The organism is Mycobacterium avium subsp. avium (assembly GCF_009741445.1).
Classification (GTDB): domain Bacteria; phylum Actinomycetota; class Actinomycetes; order Mycobacteriales; family Mycobacteriaceae; genus Mycobacterium; species Mycobacterium avium.
Genome location: NZ_CP046507.1, coordinates 1,829,205 through 1,850,790 on the forward strand (window position 1 = coordinate 1,829,205; position 21,586 = coordinate 1,850,790).

At 65.6% G+C, this 21,586-nt stretch carries 18 protein-coding genes and 1 pseudogene; 13 read left to right on the plus strand and 6 right to left on the minus strand.

The features are described 5' to 3' along the window. Positions 1 to 10 precede the first annotated feature (10 nt). From MAA44156_RS08490 to MAA44156_RS08505, 4 genes are all read left to right on the plus strand, one after another. Positions 11 to 1,222, plus strand: coding sequence for an acetyl-CoA C-acetyltransferase (locus tag MAA44156_RS08490; protein WP_009976797.1), 1,212 nt, complete (start codon positions 11 to 13; stop codon positions 1,220 to 1,222). 6 nt (positions 1,223 to 1,228) lie between these two features. Further along, positions 1,229 to 3,361, plus strand: a complete 2,133-nt coding sequence (locus MAA44156_RS08495; RefSeq protein WP_009976795.1) for a 3-hydroxyacyl-CoA dehydrogenase NAD-binding domain-containing protein — start codon at positions 1,229 to 1,231, stop codon at positions 3,359 to 3,361. Then, positions 3,352 to 4,191 carry an SDR family oxidoreductase gene (locus MAA44156_RS08500; protein WP_009976793.1) on the plus strand — a complete coding sequence of 280 codons (840 nt, stop codon included), beginning with the start codon at positions 3,352 to 3,354 and terminating at the stop codon, positions 4,189 to 4,191. The genes MAA44156_RS08495 and MAA44156_RS08500 overlap by 10 nt, the downstream gene beginning before the upstream one ends. A gap of 181 nt (positions 4,192 to 4,372) precedes the next feature. Further along, positions 4,373 to 4,981 carry an LGFP repeat-containing protein gene (locus MAA44156_RS08505; protein ID WP_029248481.1) on the plus strand — a complete coding sequence of 203 codons (609 nt, stop codon included), beginning with the start codon at positions 4,373 to 4,375 and terminating at the stop codon, positions 4,979 to 4,981. Positions 4,982 to 5,007: 26 nt separating this feature from the next. Here the strand turns inward: MAA44156_RS08505 and MAA44156_RS08510 are convergent, their stop codons facing one another. Together MAA44156_RS08510 and MAA44156_RS08515 are read right to left on the minus strand one after the other, a co-directional pair. Then, positions 5,008 to 5,463 carry an MPT63 family protein gene (locus MAA44156_RS08510; RefSeq protein WP_003876705.1) on the minus strand — a complete coding sequence of 152 codons (456 nt, stop codon included), beginning with the start codon at positions 5,461 to 5,463 and terminating at the stop codon, positions 5,008 to 5,010. Between the two features lie 128 nt (positions 5,464 to 5,591). Continuing rightward, the gene (locus tag MAA44156_RS08515) at positions 5,592 to 6,206 is read right to left on the minus strand and encodes a TetR/AcrR family transcriptional regulator (RefSeq protein WP_009976790.1); all 615 of its coding nucleotides are present in this window, start codon (positions 6,204 to 6,206) and stop codon (positions 5,592 to 5,594) included. A 78-nt stretch (positions 6,207 to 6,284) separates the two neighbouring features. Here MAA44156_RS08515 and MAA44156_RS08520 point away from each other — a divergent pair. The 3 genes and pseudogenes from MAA44156_RS08520 to MAA44156_RS08530 all read left to right on the plus strand — a co-directional run bounded on the left by MAA44156_RS08520 (position 6,285) and on the right by MAA44156_RS08530 (position 8,059). Continuing rightward, positions 6,285 to 7,210, plus strand: a pseudogene (locus tag MAA44156_RS08520) (SDR family oxidoreductase). Positions 7,211 to 7,304: 94 nt separating this feature from the next. Then, entirely contained in the window at positions 7,305 to 7,733 is a 429-nt protein-coding gene (locus MAA44156_RS08525) for a DUF1877 family protein (RefSeq protein ID WP_009976787.1), read from the plus strand. A gap of 86 nt (positions 7,734 to 7,819) precedes the next feature. Next, a complete protein-coding gene (locus MAA44156_RS08530) occupies positions 7,820 to 8,059 on the plus strand; it encodes a hypothetical protein (RefSeq protein ID WP_003876708.1) in 240 nt (79 codons plus the stop codon). A 1,070-nt stretch (positions 8,060 to 9,129) separates the two neighbouring features. On the opposite strand, the gene MAA44156_RS08535 is transcribed toward MAA44156_RS08530, so the two are convergent. The 3 genes from MAA44156_RS08535 to MAA44156_RS08545 all read right to left on the minus strand — a co-directional run bounded on the left by MAA44156_RS08535 (position 9,130) and on the right by MAA44156_RS08545 (position 11,943). After that, a complete protein-coding gene (locus MAA44156_RS08535; protein ID WP_009976785.1) occupies positions 9,130 to 9,687 on the minus strand; it encodes a cytochrome b in 558 nt (185 codons plus the stop codon). A gap of 32 nt (positions 9,688 to 9,719) precedes the next feature. Then, complete coding sequence (locus MAA44156_RS08540) at positions 9,720 to 10,847, minus strand: catalase family peroxidase (protein WP_276208823.1); 1,128 nt, start codon at positions 10,845 to 10,847, stop codon at positions 9,720 to 9,722. 493 nt (positions 10,848 to 11,340) lie between these two features. Beyond that, the gene (locus MAA44156_RS08545) at positions 11,341 to 11,943 is read right to left on the minus strand and encodes a TetR/AcrR family transcriptional regulator (RefSeq protein ID WP_009976783.1); all 603 of its coding nucleotides are present in this window, start codon (positions 11,941 to 11,943) and stop codon (positions 11,341 to 11,343) included. A gap of 102 nt (positions 11,944 to 12,045) precedes the next feature. Here MAA44156_RS08545 and MAA44156_RS08550 point away from each other — a divergent pair, with 102 nt between their 5' ends. Beyond that, the gene (locus MAA44156_RS08550; RefSeq protein ID WP_196770373.1) at positions 12,046 to 12,942 is read left to right on the plus strand and encodes an alpha/beta hydrolase; all 897 of its coding nucleotides are present in this window, start codon (positions 12,046 to 12,048) and stop codon (positions 12,940 to 12,942) included. 726 nt (positions 12,943 to 13,668) lie between these two features. Here MAA44156_RS08550 and MAA44156_RS08555 read toward each other — a convergent pair. Then, the gene (locus tag MAA44156_RS08555; RefSeq protein ID WP_023880026.1) at positions 13,669 to 14,391 is read right to left on the minus strand and encodes a haloacid dehalogenase type II; all 723 of its coding nucleotides are present in this window, start codon (positions 14,389 to 14,391) and stop codon (positions 13,669 to 13,671) included. Positions 14,392 to 14,518: 127 nt separating this feature from the next. Between MAA44156_RS08555 and MAA44156_RS08560 the strand changes: the two genes are divergently transcribed. From MAA44156_RS08560 to MAA44156_RS08580, 5 genes are all read left to right on the plus strand, one after another. Continuing rightward, complete coding sequence (locus tag MAA44156_RS08560) at positions 14,519 to 16,105, plus strand: PPE family protein (protein ID WP_009976778.1); 1,587 nt, start codon at positions 14,519 to 14,521, stop codon at positions 16,103 to 16,105. 101 nt (positions 16,106 to 16,206) lie between these two features. After that, complete coding sequence (locus MAA44156_RS08565) at positions 16,207 to 17,133, plus strand: alpha/beta hydrolase (protein ID WP_023881593.1); 927 nt, start codon at positions 16,207 to 16,209, stop codon at positions 17,131 to 17,133. A gap of 201 nt (positions 17,134 to 17,334) precedes the next feature. Beyond that, positions 17,335 to 17,943, plus strand: coding sequence for a TetR family transcriptional regulator (locus MAA44156_RS08570; RefSeq protein WP_009976776.1), 609 nt, complete (start codon positions 17,335 to 17,337; stop codon positions 17,941 to 17,943). A gap of 297 nt (positions 17,944 to 18,240) precedes the next feature. Then, positions 18,241 to 18,675 (plus strand): MmpS family transport accessory protein, encoded by a 435-nt coding sequence (locus tag MAA44156_RS08575; RefSeq protein ID WP_011724837.1) that lies wholly within the window; start codon positions 18,241 to 18,243, stop codon positions 18,673 to 18,675. Then, entirely contained in the window at positions 18,672 to 21,572 is a 2,901-nt protein-coding gene (locus tag MAA44156_RS08580) for an MMPL/RND family transporter (RefSeq protein ID WP_009976774.1), read from the plus strand. The genes MAA44156_RS08575 and MAA44156_RS08580 overlap by 4 nt, the downstream gene beginning before the upstream one ends. The last annotated feature ends 14 nt before the right edge of the window (positions 21,573 to 21,586 follow it).

The window sequence follows — 21,586 nt, forward strand, 5'->3', positions numbered from 1 at the left end:
GGACGTTGAATTGACTGAGGCATACATCTACGAGGGAATCCGCACCCCGCGGGGCAAGGGCAGAGCCAGCGGCGCGCTGCATTCCGTGAAGCCGATCTCCTTGGTGGTCGGGCTGATCGACGAGCTGCGCCGCCGCTTTCCGGACCTCGACGAGGACCGCATCTCCGACGTCGTGCTCGGCGTCGTCACCCCGGTGGGCGATCAGGGCATGGACATCGCGCGCACGGCGGTCACCGTGGCCGGGCTGCCCGACACCGTGGGCGGGGTGCAGCTCAACCGGTTCTGCGGGTCGGGCCTGGACGCCGTCAACGTCGCGGCCAAGGCGGTGCGCTCGGGTTTCGACGAGTTGGTGATCGCCGGTGGGGTGGAGTCGATGTCGCGGGTCGAGATGGGCAGCGACCGAGGGGCGATGGCTTACGACGCGGCGACCGCCTACGACAACTACTTCATCCCCCAGGGGGTGGCCGCCGACCTGCTGGCCACCATCGAGGGGTACACCCGCGAGGACGTCGACGCCTACGCGGTGCGTTCGCAGCGGCGCGCCGCCGAGGCGTGGTCGGGCGGCTACTTCGCGAAATCGGTTGTGCCGGTGCGCGATATCAACGGGTTGACCATCCTGGATCACGACGAGCACATGCGGCCGGACAGCACGGTGGAGGAGCTGGCCAAGTTGGCGCCCGCGTTCGCCGGAATCGGCGAATTCGGTGGTTTCGACGCCGTCGCGATGCAGCGCTACCACTGGGTCGAAGCGATCAACCACGTGCACACCGGCGGCAACAGCTCGGGCATTGTGGACGGCGCCTCGCTGGTGCTGGTCGGTAGCGAGCAGGCCGGCGCGGCATCCGGTCTGACCCCGCGGGCGCGCATCGTGTCCGCGGCCACCAGCGGCGCCGACCCGGTGCTGATGTTCGGCGGCCCAATCCCGGCCGTGCGCAAAGCACTTGACCTTGCCGGCCTGACCATCGACGACATCGACCTGTTCGAGATGAACGAGGCCTTCGCGGCCATCGCCATCAAGATCCAACAGTATTTCGGCATCCCGGACCAGAAGTACAACGTCAACGGCGGTGCTATCGCGATGGGCCATCCGCTCGGTGCCACCGGCGCGATGCTGCTGGGCACCGTCCTCGACGAGCTGGAGCGGCGGGGTGGACGCTACGGCCTGATCACGCTGTGCGTCGCCGGCGGCATGGGCGTGGCGACCATCATCGAAAGGGTTTGAGTTCAATTGAGTGACAGCATTATTGGCTGGGACAAGGACGCCGACGGGATCGTCACGCTGACGATCGACGACCTTGACAACGGCGCCAATATGCTCACCGATGCCTACGTCGAGCAGATGGGCGCGATGATCGACCGGCTCGAGGCCGAGGTCGACGAGACCACCGGTGTGGTGATCACCTCGGGCAAGTCCACGTTTTTCGCCGGCGCCGATCTGACCCAGATCCGCAGCGCCGGACCCGAGCACGCGCAGCAGCTGTTCGACGGCTCCACGGCGATCAAACGTGATCTGCGTCGGCTGGAGACGCTGGGCAAACCGGTCGTCGCCGCGATCAACGGCGCCGCGTTGGGCGGCGGGCTGGAGCTGGCGCTGGCGACCCATCACCGCATCGCGGCCGACGTGGCGGGCAGCGTGATCGGCCTGCCCGAAGTGATGCTGGGTGTGCTACCCGGAGCCGGCGGCGTGGCGCGCAGCGTGCGGCTGCTCGGCATCCAAAACGCACTGATGCAGGTGTTGTTGACCGGCAACCGGTTCAAGCCGGCCAAGGCCCAACAGGTAGGACTGGTCGACGAACTGGTCGAGTCGGTCGAGGAATTGGTGCCAGCCGCCAAGACGTGGATCCTGGCCAACCCGGACAAGCATGTGCAGCCGTGGGATGTCCCGGGTTTCGAGATTCCCGGTGGCGGCCCGGCCACGTCGGCGTTTGCGGCCAACCTGCCGGCGTTTCCGGCCAACTTGCGCAAGCAGCTCAAGGGCTCGAGGATGCCGGCGCCGCGAGCAATCATGGCGGCCGCACTCGAAGGGGCCCAGGTCGACTTCGACACCGCCCAGGTCATCGAGACCCGCTACTTCGTGCACCTGGTCACCGGCCCGATCGCCAAGAACATGATTCAGGCGTTCTTCTTCGATTTGCAGGCCGTGCAGGGCGGCACGTCGCGCCCCGCCGACGTCCCCGAGCGCACGATCAACAAGGTCGGCATCCTGGGTGCGGGCATGATGGGCGCCGGGATCGCGTATGTGACAGCGAAAGCCGGCATCGACGTCGTCCTCAAAGACATCACGCTGCAGGCGGCCCGCAAGGGCAAGGCTTACTCGGAAAACCTCGAGCAGAAGGCATTGGCGAAAGGCCGTACCACCGAGGCGAAGTCGCAGGCACTGCTGGACCGCATCACCCCGACCGCCGACGCCGCCGACTTCGCCGGCGTGGATTTCGTGATCGAGGCGGTATTCGAAAACACCGAGCTGAAGAACAAGGTGTTCGCCGAGATCGAGAACATCGTCGAACCCGGCGCCGTGCTGGGCTCCAACACCTCGTCGCTGCCGATCACCGACCTGGCCGCCGGGGTGAGTCGCCCGGAGAACTTCATCGGCATCCACTTCTTCTCACCGGTGGAAAAGATGGACCCGATCGAGATCATCCGCGGCGCAAAGACATCCGACGAGACCCTGGCCCGGGTCATCGACTACACGCTGGCCATCAAGAAGTACCCCATCGTGGTCAACGACGGCCGCGGATTTTTCACCACCCGGGTGTTCTCCACCTACCTGCTCGAGGCCTTCAACATGCTCGCCGAAGGCATCGACCCTGCCACCATCGAACAGGCGGCGCTTCAGGCCGGCTACCCGGCCGGGCCGCTACAGGTAGCCGACGAGCTCAGCTTCGGCACCATCCGCAAGATCATGGATGAGACGGTGCAGGCGGCCGCAGCCGACGGCCTCCCGCTCGACGAGTCGGTGCGCGTGGCCGCCGAGGTGGTCACCACGCTGATGGACACTTTCGACCGCAACGGCAAGCAGGGCGGCGCGGGTTTCTACGACTACGCCGACGGCACCCGCGCCGGGTTGTGGGACGGTCTGCGAACGGCATTCAACACCACACGCGCACTGTCGGTTCCGTTCGACGACCTGCAGGACCGCTACCTGTTCATCCAGGCGATCGAAACGCAGAAGGCCTACGACGACGGCGTCATCAGCTCCGACCCGGACGCCAACGTCGGCTCGATCTTCGGCATCGGCTACCCGCCGTGGACCGGCGGAGTGCGCCAGTTCGCCACCGGCTATCCGGGCGGCGCCGATGCGTTCCGCCGGCGCGCCGACGAACTCGCGGCCGCGTATGGAGGGCGGTTCCGGTGGATCTGACGGACAAGGTGGTCGCGATCACCGGCGGCGCACGCGGCATCGGGCTGGCGACGGCGAAAGCGGTTCTGGCCGAAGGCGCCAAGGTCGCCCTCGGTGACCTCGACACCGAACTCGCCGAGAAACAGGCCGTCGAACTCGGCGGCGATCCGGCGGTGGTCGGGCTGCCGCTCGATGTCAGCGATCCCGCCTCGTTCGCCGCGTTTCTGGACGACGTCGAGGCCCGGCTGGGTCGGCTCGACGTGCTGGTCAACAATGCCGGCATCATGCCGACCGGCCCGTTCGTCGACGAATCGCCGACCATGAGCCGCCGCATGATCGACGTCAACGTCTACGGGGTGCTCAACGGGTCTCGGCTGGCGGCAGCGCGGTTCGTGCCCAGGGGAGCGGGACACATCGTCAACATCGCGTCGCTGGCCGGCGTCACCGGTGAGCCGGGAATGGCGACCTATTGCGGCACAAAGCATTTCGTGGTCGGCTTCACCGAATCGCTGCACCGCGAACTGCGCCCGCACCGCGTCGGGGTCAGCCTGGTGCTTCCGGGCATCATCAATACCGAATTATCCGCGGGCACAAAGGTTCCCGGCTGGGCCAGGCCACTGGCCACCGCCGAGCCCGAGGACGTCGCCGCCGGTATCGTCGCCGCCGTCAGCAAAGACAAGCCACGCAAGACCGTGCCGGCCACCCTCGGCGCCCTGCTCAAGTCCGTCTCGCTGCTGCCCGACACGCCGCGCTTTGCCGTCGCGCACGCCGTCCGGTTCGACCGGCTCGTCAGCGGCGCCGACCCCGACGCCCGCGCCGCCTACCACCGGCGGCTGGCCGAGGAATCATGACAAGGGCTGAAGAAACGAATCTCGTGCAGCGGGTACCCGGCGAGCAGCGCTGAGGTTTACTCGGGTGCTCTGGCTTGTTGCCAGTGCTAGCGGCGTAAGTTCGTTCGGAGCGATGAAGACCGCCGGCGAGGAGGTCGGCCGCACCTTGACCCACTCCATCGGACGACGCGAGAGGAACCCCGTGAAAACGACCGCACACCGCCGTTCGGCAGTCGTCGGCCTGGCCGCCGTCGCGCTGATCACCGTGGGATGCAGCAATGGCAAGAGCGTCGACGCGTCGGCACCGCCCCACGCGGCAGCGAGCGCCACCTCCACGTCGGCGAACCCGGCGCAGCCCACCGAGGTGAAGCTCATCGGGGAGAGCAACGTCGAGGTGACGCTGACCGGCCCGATCGCTGCCAAGTACGCGTCAGCCACCGACGATCAGAAGAAGGCTCTCGGCAAGCCACTGACGGGTGACCGCAACGCGGGGAAACGGGAGAGCGGCGTGGTGTTCCAGCAGTTCGAGGGCGGCGTGATCACCGCCAAGAACGACGCGCCCGGAACGCCCGCCTATATCACCCTGGGCAAGATCCGGGAGGCCTGGAATGTGCCACGCGGCGCGGACGGCACGCCCGAGATCACCGGCACCAACGGTTCGGCAGGTCCGCTGGGATTGCCCGTCAGCGACCAGCGCTCCGTCGGCGATGTGCTCGTGTCGAACTTCGAGCACGGCACGATCCAATACAACCCGAAGACCGACCAGGTCGCGGTGACGGTCAACGGCAAGGTTGTGCCGTCCGGGCTGTAGCCCGAATCAGGCGTTCACCGGACCGGCTAGCTCTTCCAGACCACCTTGTCCGTGCCTCCGGCGTCCCGGTAGACGACGCTGTCGGGGTTCGTGCCGTTGCGCACGTCGAAGTAAAGGCGTCCCGTGACGGGGGTGCCCAGGGGCAGTGGCCCCTCGGGAAGGCCGTCGGTCTGGTTGCCCTTCATCACCGCGAACGTGGAGCTGTTGACGGCCCGCGCGTTGAAGTCGGCAATGTTGGGAACCGCGTTACCACTGACACCCTTGGCCGTGACGTCGGAGTACCACACGCCGTCGTTGTGGCCGCTGGGTTGCAGGTTGCTCACGGTGTAGTCGATGGTGCCACCGTTGCTGGAAATCTCTGCCATCTGGCCGAATTGCAGGACTTGCGGATCGGCGAATGCCGGGGCCGCGGCGAGGAGTCCGGCCGCCGCCAGCGCGGCCGTCGCTGCCGTCGTTTTCGATGCAATGTGTGAGAACGCCACGTCGGGCTCCCTTCCTGATGTGCCGCTATCCGGGGAGCGGCAGTTGAAGCGAGGTCTATCCAAAGCGTGGAATTTCAAACCCTGGCATTTGCTGGCGTGCGTTTCGATCGGGCTCGATCCCGCGTGGGCTACGGGTTGTCCGTCGTGCTTGTCGTAGTGCGCACGGTCGACTGGGGTGCCGAGAGTCCGTTCATGAAGATGTCGAGTAACCGGGTGGCTTGCTCGCTGTTGCCGCCGGTCGGGGCCACCGTGAAGATGCCGATGAGGCCGGCCGCGACGTCTTCGGAGCTGATGTGGTCGCCGATGTCACCCGCGGCGCGACCGGCCGCGAGGATCTTGTCGATGGCGGCCAGCAACTCGATGCGGGTGTGACCAGAGCCGAGTTGCTCGTTATTGATCATCGCCCGCAGGGTGCCGAGCATGCCGTGCTTGGTGGCCAACCAGTCGGTGAACAGATCCATCCAGCGGCGCATGGCCTGCGCGGGTGGATGATTCGCCAGCAGCTGATCGGCGCCTTCGGTCAGGCGACGCACCTGGTCCTGGTACACGGCTTCGACCAATGCCTCGCGAGTGGGGAAGTGGCGGAACAATGTGCCGACCCCGACACCGGCCTCGCGGGCGATCAACCGCAGCGAGGGCTCGTCGCCGCCGGCGGCCGCGGCGAACAACCTGGTCGCGACCTCGATGAGCGCCTCGCGATTGCGCGCCGCGTCGCTGCGAACGGGTTGAGCCACGCGGGCCACTCTAGCGGAACACGTTCCGGTTATGTACTCTCGTCAGCTAATCGGAACGCGCTCCACTTAGCTTCGAGGGGGAATCTCGTGCACGTGTTCGTCACTGGAGGCTCTCGGGCCTGACCGGGCCCGCCGTCGTATCGGAGCTACTGTCTGCGGGGCACCGGGTCACCGGGTTGGCCCGCTCGGCCACCTCGGCAGATCGCCTGGCTCGCCTGGGAGCAGAGCCGTTCGCGGGTTCGCTCGACGATCTCGACCGGCTGCGCGAGGGCGCGGCAGCCGCCGACGGCGTCATCCATATGGCTATCGGTGGGGACTCCGGCGATTTGTCCGGCATCACCAAACGCGACGTCGATGCGATCGAGGCCATGGGGGCCGTGTTGGCCGGGACCGGCAAACCGTTCGTGTCAACGTCCGGGACCATGGTGATGACTCCGGGACGGGTGAGCGAGGAGACGGACGCGCCCGACCCCGACGCGTTCGCCGCGTACCGGATCCCCGGCGAGCGGGCATGTCTGGGGTACGCCGAGCGGGGAGTGCGTTCGAGCGTGATCCGGCTCGCCCCGACTGTGCACGGCCCGGGTGATTACGGGTTCGTGGCGATGTTGGTGGCGACCGCCCGCAAAACGGGTGTCTCGGCGTATATCGGGGACGGGACCAACCGGTGGCCCGCGGTCCACCGTCTCGATGCGGCAACCCTGTTTCGGCTTGCACTGGAGAAGGCGCCGGCCGGAACTGCGCTGCACGGAACGGCGGAAAGCGGTGTGCCGCTGCGGGACATCGCCGAAAAGATCGGTCGAAAGCTTGATCTGCCGGTCGTGTCGGTCGAATTAGACGACGCGCCAGCACATTTCGGGAGCGCGGCGCTGAGCTCGGTGTTCGCCGCTGACGTGCCGGCTTCCAGTGCGCGCACCCGCGCGCTGCTCGGCTGGAACCCGAGCCACCACACGCTGCTGGAAGACCTCGAGCACGGCGACTACTTCACCGTCGCGGAAGGTGCCGGACAGGGATGACCCAAGCACGCGTTTGCCTTTTCTCAGCCGCCGCGCCCGCGGCTGGCTTTAGTCTTGATCGGATACCGGCCGGCCAGAGAAAGGCCAAACAGCGGTGACCTTTACCAAGTTGACCGGCGTCGAGCTGGCGCAGGTGATCGCTGATCCGCAACAGGCCAGGAGCATTCTGTGGCGGCCGCCCACCGGCGACGGACCGAGCGGCTCGGTCGACAAGGCAATCGACGGCATCCAGTTCCTGCTGTCGGCCGCCGACGTGCCGATCACTCTCGCTCCCCAACAAATGCCCGGCGAGCTCATCCCGACCCAAAACGGTGAGATCTACTTCGGTTTATCGGCGGACCAAGTAGCTGTCATCGCAACACAATTGGCAGCGACGCGATTCGCGTGGGCCAGTCGACGGGCGATTCACCGACACGAGCACCTGCCGGTGCGGCTGATCGCGGCGTGGACTCGGCGGCGAGACGTCAAGCGCTGCGCATGGTCCATTGCTCCTAGAGCATGGACGTTGTGCTGCGACCGTTAAGGAGCGTTGCCGCAATCTTGATCTCGCACTCTTAGCGTGGAGATACGAGATAACGCCTATTGGCGACCGCAATCCTGGGGGTTCATATGACGACCGCATTAGCCGCGCACGAGGCAATCGAAAAGGATGCGGACGACGCGGACGATCTTCTTTTGGCGGTCGCGGCAATGAACGCGTTTGCGCCCCAAAGGCGCACCGTTCTTGCCGACAAACCCCGCTGGCGCCTCACGGAAGAAGAGATCGTGGGTGCGTCGATAACGGTGATCTTGGTGTCCATCATGGTGGTGATCAGCGTCGCCGTGGGCACGATCTTGACACTGAGTTAAGGACCGGATCCGCTCGACCGCGCACGGTGAGGCGCTTTTCAGCGGTTGCGAGCGGTTTGTAGGTTTTGCCTAGTCCCAGCGTCAACGGTCCGAACGCACCTTCAGACGAGTTCGGCGCAAGGGGTGACCCGACAGTCGCCCCTCGCGCCGAACGTGAAGTGAATGAAGCGTTATCCAGGCAAGGTGATGGTTCGGCACGGACCGCCTGGTACGCACGCGATTCCTCCACCCGGCCCCGCTTTAGCCCAGGGGCCACCGGGGATTCCGGCCGAGACGTGGCCATCGGAGCGCGCCAACGCCCCTGGGCCGCCCGGAATTTCGGCACCGGCTCCCTGCGGGCCCGCCGACGGCGTGCAGGGAGTGCCGTCAGGGTTATAGCAACCGGGAGCCGGAGGGGCCGGCGGCGGGGGTTCCGGATCGGCGAAAGCGGAGGGTGCGACTGCGATTCCTGCGGCAGCGACACCGGCGAAGAGAACTGGTGTGAGCTTCGAAAGTTTCGCGTTCATGCCATCTCGTCTACCCGCACGGACGAAATGGTTAATCCAACTAACTATGTCTTGTGCGTCACAGGGGACCGAAGTCCTACGCTGGCCGCCGCACCTGGGACCGCAACCGGCTGGTGCGACGTTCGCCAAGCTCGCCGAGCGGCACCTCGGACCCTGACGCCGAACGTCGAGTTGTTGTGCCGAATCGGCCATTTCGACGCCAACAACTCCACGCTCGGCGGTCGGCCGAGGTAGTAGCGCGCACTCCTGAGCTGCGGGCCTATCACCGCGCCGGCTTTTTCACCGACGGCCGGCGCGCGACGTGGGAGTACCCCCGACCGGATCACGCCAGAGGGCGAACAGATGGACTTCGTCGAGGTAATGGAGATCGAGGACGGCCTAATTGGGCGCCCCGTGGCCTGTTTACGTTCACACACCATGGGGCTCGTTGATCATCGCGCTCAACTACTCGCGATGGTCGCCATCTTCGGGGTCCCGTGCTTTTGCCTGGAGGGGGAGAGGTCGCCCCTTTTGGCGCACTAACTCGGCCGGCGATGAGGTGTTGAGGGCATCGAGGCCGGGCCGTCACGCCTTGAATTCGTCCTGCCGCGAGGCGACGGGCTTGGTGGGCCACAGCGCCATGCGATCGAGGAGCCGGTCGCGCAGGCCGAGCGTATGAAAGAGGACCGCGCAGACGTGGGCCGTGAAGGTCAGGAAAAGCAGGAAGGCGCCGACGTTGTGGGCTTGGCGCAGCGCCGCATAGACGTCGACGTTGTGCGGTGCGATGCCGGGCAGATGCACGGGTCCCACCAAGACGACCGGGAACCGCGCCGCCGACAGCATCGCCCACCCGATCAAGGGCTGGGCTAGCAGCAGGGCATAGAGCAGGTACTCCGACCATGTCGCGACGCGGCGTTCTACGGGGCCCATCGTGGCAAGGAAGGGCGGCAGCCGATGGGTGAACCGGTTCGCCAAGCGCACCACCGCAAACGCCAGGATCAAGGCGCCCAGCGGCCGGTGGATGGCCAGCAGCAGCGGATAGTAGGTCAACGATGTGATCATGACCACCCCGATGAGCAGCTGCCCGATGACCATCGGCGCCATCAGCCAGTGCAGGATGCGCGACGGGAGGGCGAATCGCATTGGGGCCGTGGTTTTTTCGTTTGTCTCGCTGGTCATGGCAGCACCCGCGTCACGTTGACCTCGCTGGGCGACTTGGGCTCCTCGGCGCGACGGGTGAAGGACCGCGCGTACACGGCCGACCTCGCCGCGGGCAACGGATCGTCGGACGGCGTGATGCCGTCGGGCAGCACCAGCGGGTCGAAGTTGATGTCGCGCGCGTTGCCCTCTTCCTCGGTGTGCACCGCGGTGATGGTGACGGTGCCGGCGTCGACGGTGCGCCGGGATCGCGGCCACGGCTTGGTGGCATCGTGGGTGGGATCGCCGGGCTCACCCACCGTCAGCATCAGCCGCCACTTCAGCGGCCGCTGGGCCAGCGTGCGGATCAGGTCGTCGAAAAGAAAGTCCTTGCCACGCGTCGGCCCCGATGCGCCGGCCACGCCGCCGTCCTGCGGAACTACCGACCACCGCACCGGAACGGTGGCGCCGGCGCTGTTGGTGAACAAGAAGGCGTTGAGCCCGTAGAACGTGGTGTCTGCAAACCCGGCACTCGGCGGCGACTGCTTGATGATTTTCATCGCCGCGGCCGTCTCGGGGTGACGATCGAGAAACGCGGCCATCTTCTGCGGGTCGGGCTTCCCGGTTGAGGACACGGGTTTGGACGCGAGCAGGCGCTCGTAAAACCCCTCCGGCGTGCTATCGGTGAAGACCGGCACGTTGACCATGGCGGTGCGCCATTGCTGGCCACCCGCGTCGAACAACAGCCCGAGGCCGCGGACAGTCTCGGGCTTGTCCGCCTGGTCCGGCAGGCCCCCGCCTAGCGAAAACCGGCCGACGACCGGGACGGTGCCCGCCCGGAAGACCGCCGCCCGGCAGATCGCCGCGCCCGCGCCGGTGCTCGTGAACGACCCGGTAGCGCTGAGGCCCTTGGCGTGATTTCGCCGGAACCCGTCGTGGCGGCCGTAGACGTGCTCGAAGCGATCGGCGAACCGCGGCGGCGTAAGCGGGGAGTCGGGGCGCAGCCACCCGCCCGCGTAGGCGAACCCGCCGACGTCCACCGCGGCGAATCCGGCAACCGCGCCCATGCCGAGCAATGCGTTCCGCCGAGTCAGCGTGAAGCGGCGGCGACGCTCGGTGTCGCCTGGTGTTTCGTCCTCTTGGCCATCCTGCTCAACGGGCTCCATGCCCACCGTCCTCTTCCGCATTTTCGGGGCTAGCCGCGCAGCCCGGGAACGAATCGGCGGAAGCAATTCACCCATGGGCTGGTGGCGTGCGCAACTGTTGTGGCGAGCCTCGCGCACGCCCGAACCACGGGGCGGGAGGCGAACTGGTTCAGTCGGATTCCACGCGGGCGGGCGCGACAGCGCCCTAACCGCGCAAGCGGATTGGGCGGCAAGCTCGGCGTGGCGTTGGGTGACTTTGTGGCTGTAGCCGAGCAGTTCGGCGACGGCAGGGGGGCGGGCTCTGATTCGCCATGCAATACGACGGGCTTGACTGGTAACCTTGCATATTCGATTCCACCGTATTCCGTGCGATCGTCCTGTCTATTGGATCGGCTGCCGCACCGTACCGGCTTTACGTTGCGGCCGTAGATCCGCAGGACTCAGCGGCTGCTTTGGTAGCGCCATTCGACGGTTCCGGCAGGTGGCACCGAACGGGATTCCAATGGTTTTGGCATCAGCGAGTTCGCAGGCCGTCACTCACCGTGGCGATGTACGCGGCAAGAAGGCGGTCGATGGTTTCGGGGCTTTCCTGAAGGCCCCCGGGACGCCAGGCCAGTGCCAGTAGACCGTTGAAGGTTGCCCACAGTGCAGTGGTGACGTCGTCGGGATCGAGGTCTGCGCGAATGAGACCGGCGGCCATGCCTTCGCGGAGCACCGCAGTGAGGCGTGCGTTCTGGGCACGGGTGAGCTCGGCGATGCGTGCGACAGCCTCGGGTTCGTTCGGCGGCTCGACCAAAATCCGGAACTCGTGTGGCCTTTCGCGCGCAAAACGCGCATAGGCGTTGGCCGCCAACATCATTCGCTCTTCCACGGTGCCGTCCGCCTCGTAGGCCGGATCCATGTAGACGCGACTCTGTTCGAGTGCCTGTTCGGCCACTGCGGTCAGTAGAGCGGAGCGCCCGCCGACGCGGTTGTAGATGGTCTGCACAACCACGTCGGCCTTTTCGGCGACGGCCTCAAGAGTGAGGGCCTCGACGCCCTGGGTCGCGATGATCTCCCGCGCAGCGTCGATGACCGTACGGCGATTTTCGGCAGCGCGCTGCTGGGTGCGGGTCATCGGCGCAGGTGCAGGAGCGGCGGCGTTCACACCAGAACTGTAACCCATGCAATAGTTGGATGACCTTCCAATGTTTGTATTCCTTCCATTACTGTGGGCGTCATGACCCGAAGCGACATCACTTTTACCTCGGCCGACGGCACCTGTGCCGCCTGGCTCTACACACCCTCCTCGCACTCCGCAGACGATCGACGGCCCGTGATCGTGATGGCGCACGGCCTTGCGGGGGTCAAAGAGATGCGGCTGGATGCCTTCGCGGAGCGGTTCACCGCTGCCGGCTACGTCTGCCTGGTCTTCGACTACCGCCACTTCGGCGCGAGTTCCGGCGAACCGCGCCAACTGCTCGACATCGACAAGCAACTGCAGGACTGGCGCTCGGCCGTCGCCTACGCGCGGACCCTCGATGGCATCGACCCCGACCGAGTCGTGGTGTGGGGCACCTCCTTTGGCGGCGGCCACACCATAATCACCGCCGCCCAGGACAAGCGCATCGCCGCCGCGATCTCGCAGTGCCCATTCACCGACGGGTTCGCCTCCTCATTCGCCATACCACCGGTGAGTTCGGTCAAGGTCACCGCCCTCGCCGTGCGCGATGCCATCGGCGCCCGGCTCGGACGTCCGCCGGTGATGGTGCCGTCCTACGGCCCGCCCGGATCGGCTTCGCTGATGTCCTCTCCCGACAGCGTCGCCGGCGTGTCCGCGCTGATCCCCGAAGGGCAGCACGTACCGAAGGAGGTGGCCGCCCGCTTCGCGCTCGACATCATCCGGCACTTCCCGGGACGTCAAGCCCGCAAGGTGTCATGCCCGATCTTGTTCGCCATCTGTGCGAACGACACTGTCGCCCCCGCCAAGGCGACCCAGAAGTACGCCGCCCAGGCACCGCGCGGCGAGATCAAGCTCTACGACGCAGGCCATTTCGACATCTACGTCGGTGCGGACTTCGAACGCAACGTCACCGACCAGCTCGACTTCCTTAGCCGCCACGTGCCCGTCAGCTAACCAATTCGATTACCCCTGAGAGCTGATTCGACGTTCGGCGAGGCGGGGGATCGAGTCGGTGCTGTTGTGCATGCCATGAAAGGGGTCACTCGGAACATCGGCGATTCATCTGGTCGCTGACTTGACATAATGTCGCTTATCGGTAGAACGGCCGCCAGTGTCGAGGCCCGGACCACCTCGCAGCTCGGAGACGGAACCGCCCGCGTCTCGAGACTTCATCGCATGGACCCGACTCGCCCGGCTCTTCACTACTTTCGGCCGGCTCGCGAGGAAGCCATTCGCCCACCAGGAACGTATTGATACTTCCCAAGGACGGTGCATGGTTCCGTCTCGCCGCCCAGATCCTCGAAACCCGCCCCGCGCCGACGGTCTCGCCCCGCCCTGCGTTCCATTTCGTCACTGTGACGTATTGACGCTGTCGGATTGAGCTGAGCGGTTCCCATCGAAGTGTTCGACCAAAGGGAACATTCGGAGGCCGTCCGAATGTCCGGGCCTACGACGGCTTTAGGGCCACTGGTTCGTCCCCCTGCCCGCGCCTTCAGTGCCGGATCACGAGAACCCGACAATCCCCCGGAGTTTGGACGAACGAAATTGCTGCGCACGGCCGGGTCAGGCAGTGGGCCCCACAGCGTATCGTTTTGTCACTGTGACGCTTTCCTGCGGATCGCCCGACCGAGGGTGTTACGAAGCCTAATAAAGACGAGCGAACCAATATGAAATCGGTGCTCAGCAGGATAGCTGGGTGGCGAGGTCGAGCAAATCTGCAGCGTTGACATCGAACGCGTCGTCGTATGCTGTGTCGGCCAATCCCAAGGGTCCGAACTCGAATGGACGGGTGACGAAGGCTGTTTGGAAACCCAGGCTCGCGGCCGCACGGATGTCGTATTTGTGGCTGGCCACCATCATGATCTGCCGCGGTGCGAGTCCCAGGTATCGCGCCGCCATATGGTAGATCGCCGGATCGGGCTTGAACACGCCGGCCATTTCGGCGGCGAACACTGCATCCCAGGGCAGTCCGCCACGTTTCGCGATGTTGATCAGCGCCGACACGTCCGCGTTCGACAGGGTGGCAATAATGAACTTCTTCTTGAGCCGTGTCAGCCCTGGTAGCACGTCGGGCCACGGCACGAGGCGCTGCCACGCCAGGGTGAGTTCGTCACGCTCAGCGGCGGTCAAGTCGGTGATGCTGTATTCGGCCAGCAGTGATTCGAGGCTGCTGCGGTATACCGAGTGCACCGTGATCCAATTGTCACGGTCCGGTTTCGCCGCCTCCAGACAGCTGAAGTACGCAGCACGCCAACTGTTTACGAAGTCGCTCCAGTCCACGTTCTGATTGCGGCTACCGCAGATACGCTGAGCTTCGCTGCACACGGTCGAGTGGAAATCGGTGACCGTGCCCTGAACATCGAACAGCAACGCCTTTGGTGCAAACCGTGCCGAGTGGTACACTCATGGCTTCAGGCCTCGCTACAGCGGCCGAAAGGAGTCAGCCGGTGATGGGTCGCGGCCCCCATGGCGGTCACGCACGGGTCGTTTCGAAAGCCACTGCAACACCTTGTAATTGGAAAGGCCGGCAGTGACCGCGCCGATCTGGATGGCGTTCCCGCCGGAGATCCATTCGGCGCTGCTGTCCAGCGGGCCCGGACCCGGGCCGCTGCTGGCATCGGCGGGCGCCTGGAGCTCACTGAGCACCGAATATGCCGCAGCCGCCAGCGAACTGACCGCGCTGCTCGATGAGGTTCAAGCCGGAGCCTGGGAAGGACCCAGCGCCGCCCAGTATGCGGCCGCTCATGCGCCCTACGTGGCCTGGCTGACGCAGGCCAGCGCGGACAGCGCCGCAATGGCCGCACGGCAGGAAACCGCCGCGACCGCCTACACGACCGCCCTGGCGGCGATGCCGACGCTGGGCGAGCTGGCCGCCAACCACGCGATGCACGCGGCGCTGGTCTCGACGAATTTCTTTGGCGTCAATACCATTCCGATCGCGCTGAACGAGGCGGACTATTCGCGAATGTGGGTGCAGGCAGCCACCACCATGAGCACGTATCAGGCCGTCTCGACAACCGCCGTTGCTTCCGCGCCGCAGGCCACGGCGGCCCCGAAGATCATGAACGTCGGCATGAGCGGTGGCTCCGGGATGAGCGGCGGCAATCCGTACGTCATGGGAACCGCACTGCCGCAAAACCTTCAGGAATGGCTGGAAGCCCTGTTTCCGTTCAACCCGTTTTCGCCGCAGGGCTGGTCGATGCATCCGAGCCTGTCGATGTTCTTGTCCCGGGTGGAGACCTTGATTCCGATGTACGCGCACAACCCCGCGCAATTGCTCGAGACCATCGTGATGCTCGCACTTCAGTTCGTGATCCACCGAACCCTGTACCTGATCTGGCTGATTCTTTACAACCCGGCCGGGCTGCTGAGCTTTTTCCTGAGCAATCCGGTGTACACCCTCGCGCTGACCACACCCCTGCTGATCGTGCCCGCGGGAGCGGCCGGAGGATTGGCGGGCCTGACCGGCCTGGCGGCGGTCCCGGCGCCCACGCTGACCCCACCGGTGTCACCGTCCACGATTCCGGTGGCCGACGCTCCCCCGCCGCCCACCGTCGGCGCCGCACCGACCATGGGCACGGCGTCGTCGCCCGGCGCGGCTCCGATGCCCGCATCACCGGAGGCGGCGGCCACCCCGGGCGCACCACCCACACCGCCACCGACGATCATTGGACCCGAAACATCGTTAACTGCACAGGCTTTCGTTTCACCCTACTTGGTGGGGGTTCTCGGGGCGGCGACGGAGTCGAGCGCTTCGGGCAAGAACTGCCGGCCGGCCGCCGATGCCACCGCGGCGGCCGCGGCCGCGCCGGCCCCGGCCGCGGCCGATCGACAAACCCGGCGACGCCGGCGAAACACCCCCAGCCGCGTCGACCGCGGCTACCGCTACGAATTCCTCGACCCGGAGGCGGACACCGAGCCGGACGAGCGGGCCGCGGCAGATATTGCCCCACAACCGAATTCGTCTTTGACCTCCGAGCGCGGCGCGGGCCGGCTGGGTGTCACCACGGTGACCGGGCGGCGAGCGTCGGGATTGGCCAGGCTGGCCGGCGACGCATTCGGTGGCGCACCGACCGTTCCGATGATGCCCGGCAGCTGGAGGCCCGCTACGGGGTGAGGCGGACCCGCGATTCGCAAACCCCGTCGACACTATCCCGGTCCTGTATGGTCAGCGTGTCCACCGGCGCACGCAGACCGCACGGAAACCGAGGGCACTCGATGGCTGACCGGCTCCCCGACGATGCCTTCACGGCGCCCCAGGTGGTGGATCCCGGTCTGCGCAAGGTGGCTCGATTCCTGCCCCGCGGGTACGCCCTGCACCGCGGTCTCAAGCTGCAGCGCGCCATCATGAACCTGATGGGCAACGCGGGCCGCCTCCGCACGGTGCCGGTGGTCGCGGTCAACGAGCACGTCACCGTCCGGCTGCACCGTCCACCCAACCTCGCCGAGCATGCGCCCGCGCTGCTCTGGATCCACGGCGGCGGCACGGTCATGGGGCACGCCGCCCAGGACGACAAGTACCTACGCAAGCTTTCGCACCGCACCGGTGTCGCGATCGCGGCGGTGGAACACCGGTTGGCTCCCGAACACCCGTACCCCGCGCCGGTCGAGGACTGTTACGCGGCCCTGCTGTGGCTGGCGCGCCAGCCCTGGGTGGATCCGGAGCGGGTCGCCGTCGGTGGGGCAAGTGCCGGTGGACTTTTCGCGGCCACCCTGGCGCAGCGGGCGCACGACCGCAACGACGTCAAAATCGCCTTCCAGATGCTGGTGTATCCGATGCTCGACGATCGCACCGGCGCCCAACGCGGCGGCCCCCGACGCCTCATGTGGACCGAATCCGACAACCAGCTGGCCTGGCAGTGGTACCTCAACGGGGCCGACCCCGACGAGGCGGCACCGGCCCGCCGCAAGGACCTGTCGGGCTTGCCGCCGGCCTGGATCGGCGTCGGCACCCTGGACCTCTTTTATCCGGAGTGCCTGGAGTACGCGCGGCGTCTGCGCGAGGCCGGCGTTCCGGTGCAGGAGGAGATCGTCCCCGGCGCGTTTCACGCCTTCGACCAGATCGTGGACAAGGCGCCGATCTCCGCCAAATTCTTCGAAAGTCAGTGCGATTTTCTGCGCGGTGCTCTCGCCCCCAACGGGTGACAAGCCGGCCCGGCCCGGTACACCGCTGAATTCCATTGTGCGACAAGCGCTATCACGCGCCACGGGCACCGCCCGCGGCTCTGCTCAGCCCCGCCGGACAGGCCGCGCCATGTTTGCCGGCGCGGCGGACGGGGCGGTCCGCCCGGCCCCGAGCCGACGGCTTTTGAGTGCAAAGTGTGCACGACGTGCAACTATATGAGTATGGCCAATCCCGTTGGGCTACGCGAGCGCCGTCGCCGCCAGACGAGCGCCGACATCCGCGATGCCGCGGTGCGCCTCACCCTGGAACGCGGATTCGACAAGGTCACCGTGGACGAGATCTGCGCCGAAGCGGGAATCTCGACGCGCACGTTCTTCAACTACTTCCCCAACAAGGAATCCGCGATCGCCTACGGCCCCTCGGACATACCGCCGGAGTTGGTCGCCGACTTCGTCGCGGCCGGACCGGCCCCCTACTCGGTGGTGCTGGCGGAGCTGATCACGCTGGCGGCGCACCACCTGCGTGACGTGCCCCCACGACGGGAACACGCCGCCAACATGCTGGAACTCGCCAAGACCTCCCCCGCGGTGTTGGCCGCGTTCCTCGCCGATCTGGAACGATTCCAGAACCAGTTGACCGAGATCATCGTGCGCCGCCAAGGCATGCAGCCCGACGACGAGATGGCCCCGCTGATCTCCGCGCTGGCCCTGACGGCGGTGCGTTCCGGCATCGAGAAGTGGGCGAGCGGCGAGGCGAGTGAAACCGACGACACGCCAATGCCTTATGTTGAGCGGGCCGCGGCGCTGGTGAACAGCATCTTCACCAAGTGACCTGAAACACCTCCAGCAAATGTTGCATAAACTGCAAGGTATGCAGATCATGTACTATGCGCTGGTGGCGGTACGCGGGGAGGCTTCAGCAACAAGGCGATCCGGGTGTCGCTACCGGGAACGTCAGCCGGTGTAAGGGCCAGCATTCACCGCGCGTGACGCTCGAGCGCACACGAACCACGGCAATCGACGTAACTCGTTGTTGAGCAGCGCGGCGTGTGGGCACTCGCTTGCCCACGGCCCCGGCGGCACAACCGCTGACCCGCGTCACGACCGCGTGATGGGGAAGGGAACTAGGTGCAGATTTCGAGACTTGTGCGCAACGCCTGGTTGCCGCTGCTGATCGTGGCGGTGGTGCTGGTCGGCGGCTTCGCCGTGGTTCGGGTCAAGTCCTTCTTCGGCGCCCACGACACCGGTATCCTGACCAGCCCGCGGCTCGACGATTCCAAGCCGTTCAAACCCAAGGTCGTCAAGTACGAGGTGTTCGGTTCGGCCAGCCAGGCCAACGTGAATTATCTGGACCTGTCCGCCGACCCCAAGCGCGTCGATGGCGCGCCGCTGCCGTGGACGCTGGTGCTGTCCACCACCGCCCCGTCGGTCTTCCCCAATCTTTCGGCGCAAAGCGACGGCAACACCCTGGGGTGCCGCATCACCATCGATGACGAAGTCAAGGACGAGAACATCACCCACGGCGTACACGCCCTGACCTTCTGCTTGGTGAAATCCGCATGAGCACAACGTTCGACGACACCAGAACCGACGCCATCCCCGTCGTCAAGGAGCCCGTGCGGGAGAAGATCCCCCGGTTCATCCGGACGTTCGCCGTGCCGATCATCATCGGCTGGATCGCGCTCATCGCGGTGCTCAACGTCGTCGTCCCGCAGCTCGACGAGGTCGGCAAGATGCGCTCGGTGGAGATGACTCCCGACGACGCGCAGTCGGTCGTTGCGACCAAGCGCATGGGCGCGGTGTTCAACGAGTACAAGTCCAACAGCTCGGTGATGATCGTGCTCGAGGGCCAACAACCCCTGGGCGCCGACGCCCACGCCTACTACGACGAGATCGTGCGCCGGCTCAACGCGGACACCAAACACGTTGAGCACATTCAGGATATGTGGAGTGATCCGCTGACCGGGGCGGGGGCGCAGAGCAACGACGGGAAGGCGTCCTACGTCCAGGTCTATCTGGCCGGTAACCAGGGTGAGGCGCTGGCCAACGAGTCGGTGGAATCGGTCCAGAACATCGTCAAGAGCGTGCAGGCACCCAACGGGGTCAAGGCGTATGTCACCGGCCCGGCCGCGCTGTCGGCGGATCAGCACACCGCCGGTGACCGCAGCCTGCAGCTGATCACGGCAGCCACCTTCACGGTCATCATCGGGATGCTGCTGCTGGTCTACCGGTCGGTCATCACGGTGTTGCTGACGCTGGTGATGGTGGTGCTCGAGCTGTCCGCCGCCCGCGGGATGGTCGCATTCCTGGGTTATTACAAGATCATTGGCCTGTCGACGTTCGCCACCAACCTGTTGGTCACGTTGGCGATCGCGGCCGCCACCGACTACGCGATCTTTTTGATCGGCCGCTATCAGGAAGCCCGGGCGGTCGGCGAGTCCCGCGAAGACGCGTACTACACCATGTACAAGGGCACCGCGCACGTGGTGGCCGGCTCGGGGATGACGATCGCCGGCGCCACGTTCTGCCTGCATTTCACCAACCTGCCCTACTTCCAGACGCTGGGCATCCCGCTGGCCATCGGCATGGTGGTGGTGGTCGCGGCGGCGTTGACGCTGGGCCCCGCGGTCATCTCGGTGGCCTCGCGTTTCCGTCAGACGCTGGAACCCAGGCGCACGCAACGGATTCGGGGATGGCGCAAGGTCGGCACCGTCGTCGTGCGCTGGCCCGGCCCGATCCTGGTCCTCACGATCGGGGTGGCACTCGTCGGGTTGCTGACCCTGCCCGGATACCGCACCAACTACAACGACCGCAACTACCTGCCCACCGACCTGCCCGCCAACGAGGGGTACGCGGCCGCCGACCGGCACTTCTCGCAGGCGCGGATGAACCCCGAAGTGCTGATGATCGAAAGCGACCACGATCTGCGCAACTCGGCGGACTTTTTGGTGATCGACAAGATCGCCAAAACGGTCTTCCGGGTACCCGGGATCGGGCGGGTGCAGGCCATCACCCGGCCGCAGGGCACCCCGATCGAGCACACCTCGATCCCCTTCCAGATCAGCATGCAGGGCGTCACCCAGCAGATGAACCAGAAGTACCAGCAAGACCAGATGGCCGACATGCTGCATCAGGCCGACATGATGCAGACCACCATCGACAGCATGGAAAAGATGCAAAGCATCACCGTGCAGATGTCCAACGACATGCATGTGATGGTGCAAAAGATGCATGACATGACCATCGACATCAACGACTTACGCAACAAAATGGCCGATTTCGAGGACTTCTTCCGGCCCATGCGCAGCTACTTCTACTGGGAAAAGCACTGCTACGACATCCCGGTGTGCTGGTCGCTGCGCTCGGTGTTCGACGCGCTCGACGGTATCGACACGATGACCGACGACATCCAAAGCCTGCTGCCCATCATGGATCATCTGGATACGCTGATGCCCCAGATGGTGGCGTTGATGCCCTCGATGATCGAGAACATGAAGGCCATGAAAACCACGATGCTGACCATGTATTCGACCCAGAAGGGTCTGCAGGATCAGCAGAACGAGGCGCAGAAGAACTCCAACGCCATGGGCAAGGCGTTCGACGCCTCCAAAAACGACGACTCGTTCTACCTGCCCCCGGAGACCTTCAACAACAAAGAGTTCAAGAAGGGGATGAAGAACTTCATCTCCCCCGACGGGCACGCCGTGCGGTTCATCATCAGTCATGACGGCGATCCGATGACCCAGGAAGGCATTTCACACATCGGGGCGATCAAGAAAGCCGCCTACGAAGCGCTCAAGGGAACACCCCTGGAGGGCTCCAAGATCTACCTGGCGGGCACCGCGTCGATCTACAAGGACCTCAGCGACGGCAACAACTACGACCTGTTGATCGCCGGAATCTCTTCGCTGTGCCTGATTTTCATCATCATGCTGATCATCACCCGCGGCGTGGTGGCTTCGGCGGTCATCGTGGGCACCGTATTGCTCTCACTGGGCGCATCATTCGGGCTGTCGGTGCTGATCTGGCAGCACCTGATCGGCATCGAACTGCACTGGATGGTGCTGGCCATGTCGGTCATCATCCTGCTGGCCGTCGGCGCCGACTACAACCTGCTGCTGGTGGCCAGGTTCAAAGAAGAAATCCACGCCGGCTTGAACACCGGCATCATCCGGTCGATGGGCGGCACCGGCTCGGTGGTGACCTCGGCGGGGCTGGTGTTCGCCTTCACCATGATGACAATGGCGGTCAGCGAACTCACGGTGATCGGACAGGTCGGTACCACCATCGGCCTGGGTCTGCTGTTCGACACCCTGATCGTGCGGTCACTGATGACACCCTCGATCGCCGCCCTGCTGGGCAAATGGTTCTGGTGGCCCCAACGAGTCCGCCAACGCCCCGTCCCCTCCCCCTGGCCGAAGCCGGCCGCCCAAGAGCGCGAGGTGCTTGCGGACGCCTGAACCACGCGAAAGTG

Bases quoted from the DNA above. Each gene is read 5' to 3' on its own strand.
- MAA44156_RS08535 (WP_009976785.1), bottom strand. From the start codon at position 9,687: ATGCGATTCGCCCTCCCGTCGCGCATCCTGCACTGGCTGATGGCGCCG.
- MAA44156_RS08545 (WP_009976783.1), bottom strand. From the start codon at position 11,943: ATGACCCGCACCCAGCAGCGCGCTGCCGAAAATCGCCGTACGGTCATC.
- MAA44156_RS08530 (WP_003876708.1), top strand. From the start codon at position 7,820: ATGACGACCGCATTAGCCGCGCACGAGGCAATCGAAAAGGATGCGGAC.
- MAA44156_RS08580 (WP_009976774.1), top strand. From the start codon at position 18,672: ATGAGCACAACGTTCGACGACACCAGAACCGACGCCATCCCCGTCGTC.
- MAA44156_RS08550 (WP_196770373.1), top strand. From the start codon at position 12,046: ATGACCCGAAGCGACATCACTTTTACCTCGGCCGACGGCACCTGTGCC.
- MAA44156_RS08540 (WP_276208823.1), bottom strand. From the start codon at position 10,847: ATGGAGCCCGTTGAGCAGGATGGCCAAGAGGACGAAACACCAGGCGAC.
- MAA44156_RS08570 (WP_009976776.1), top strand. From the start codon at position 17,335: ATGGCCAATCCCGTTGGGCTACGCGAGCGCCGTCGCCGCCAGACGAGC.
- MAA44156_RS08565 (WP_023881593.1), top strand. From the start codon at position 16,207: ATGGCTGACCGGCTCCCCGACGATGCCTTCACGGCGCCCCAGGTGGTG.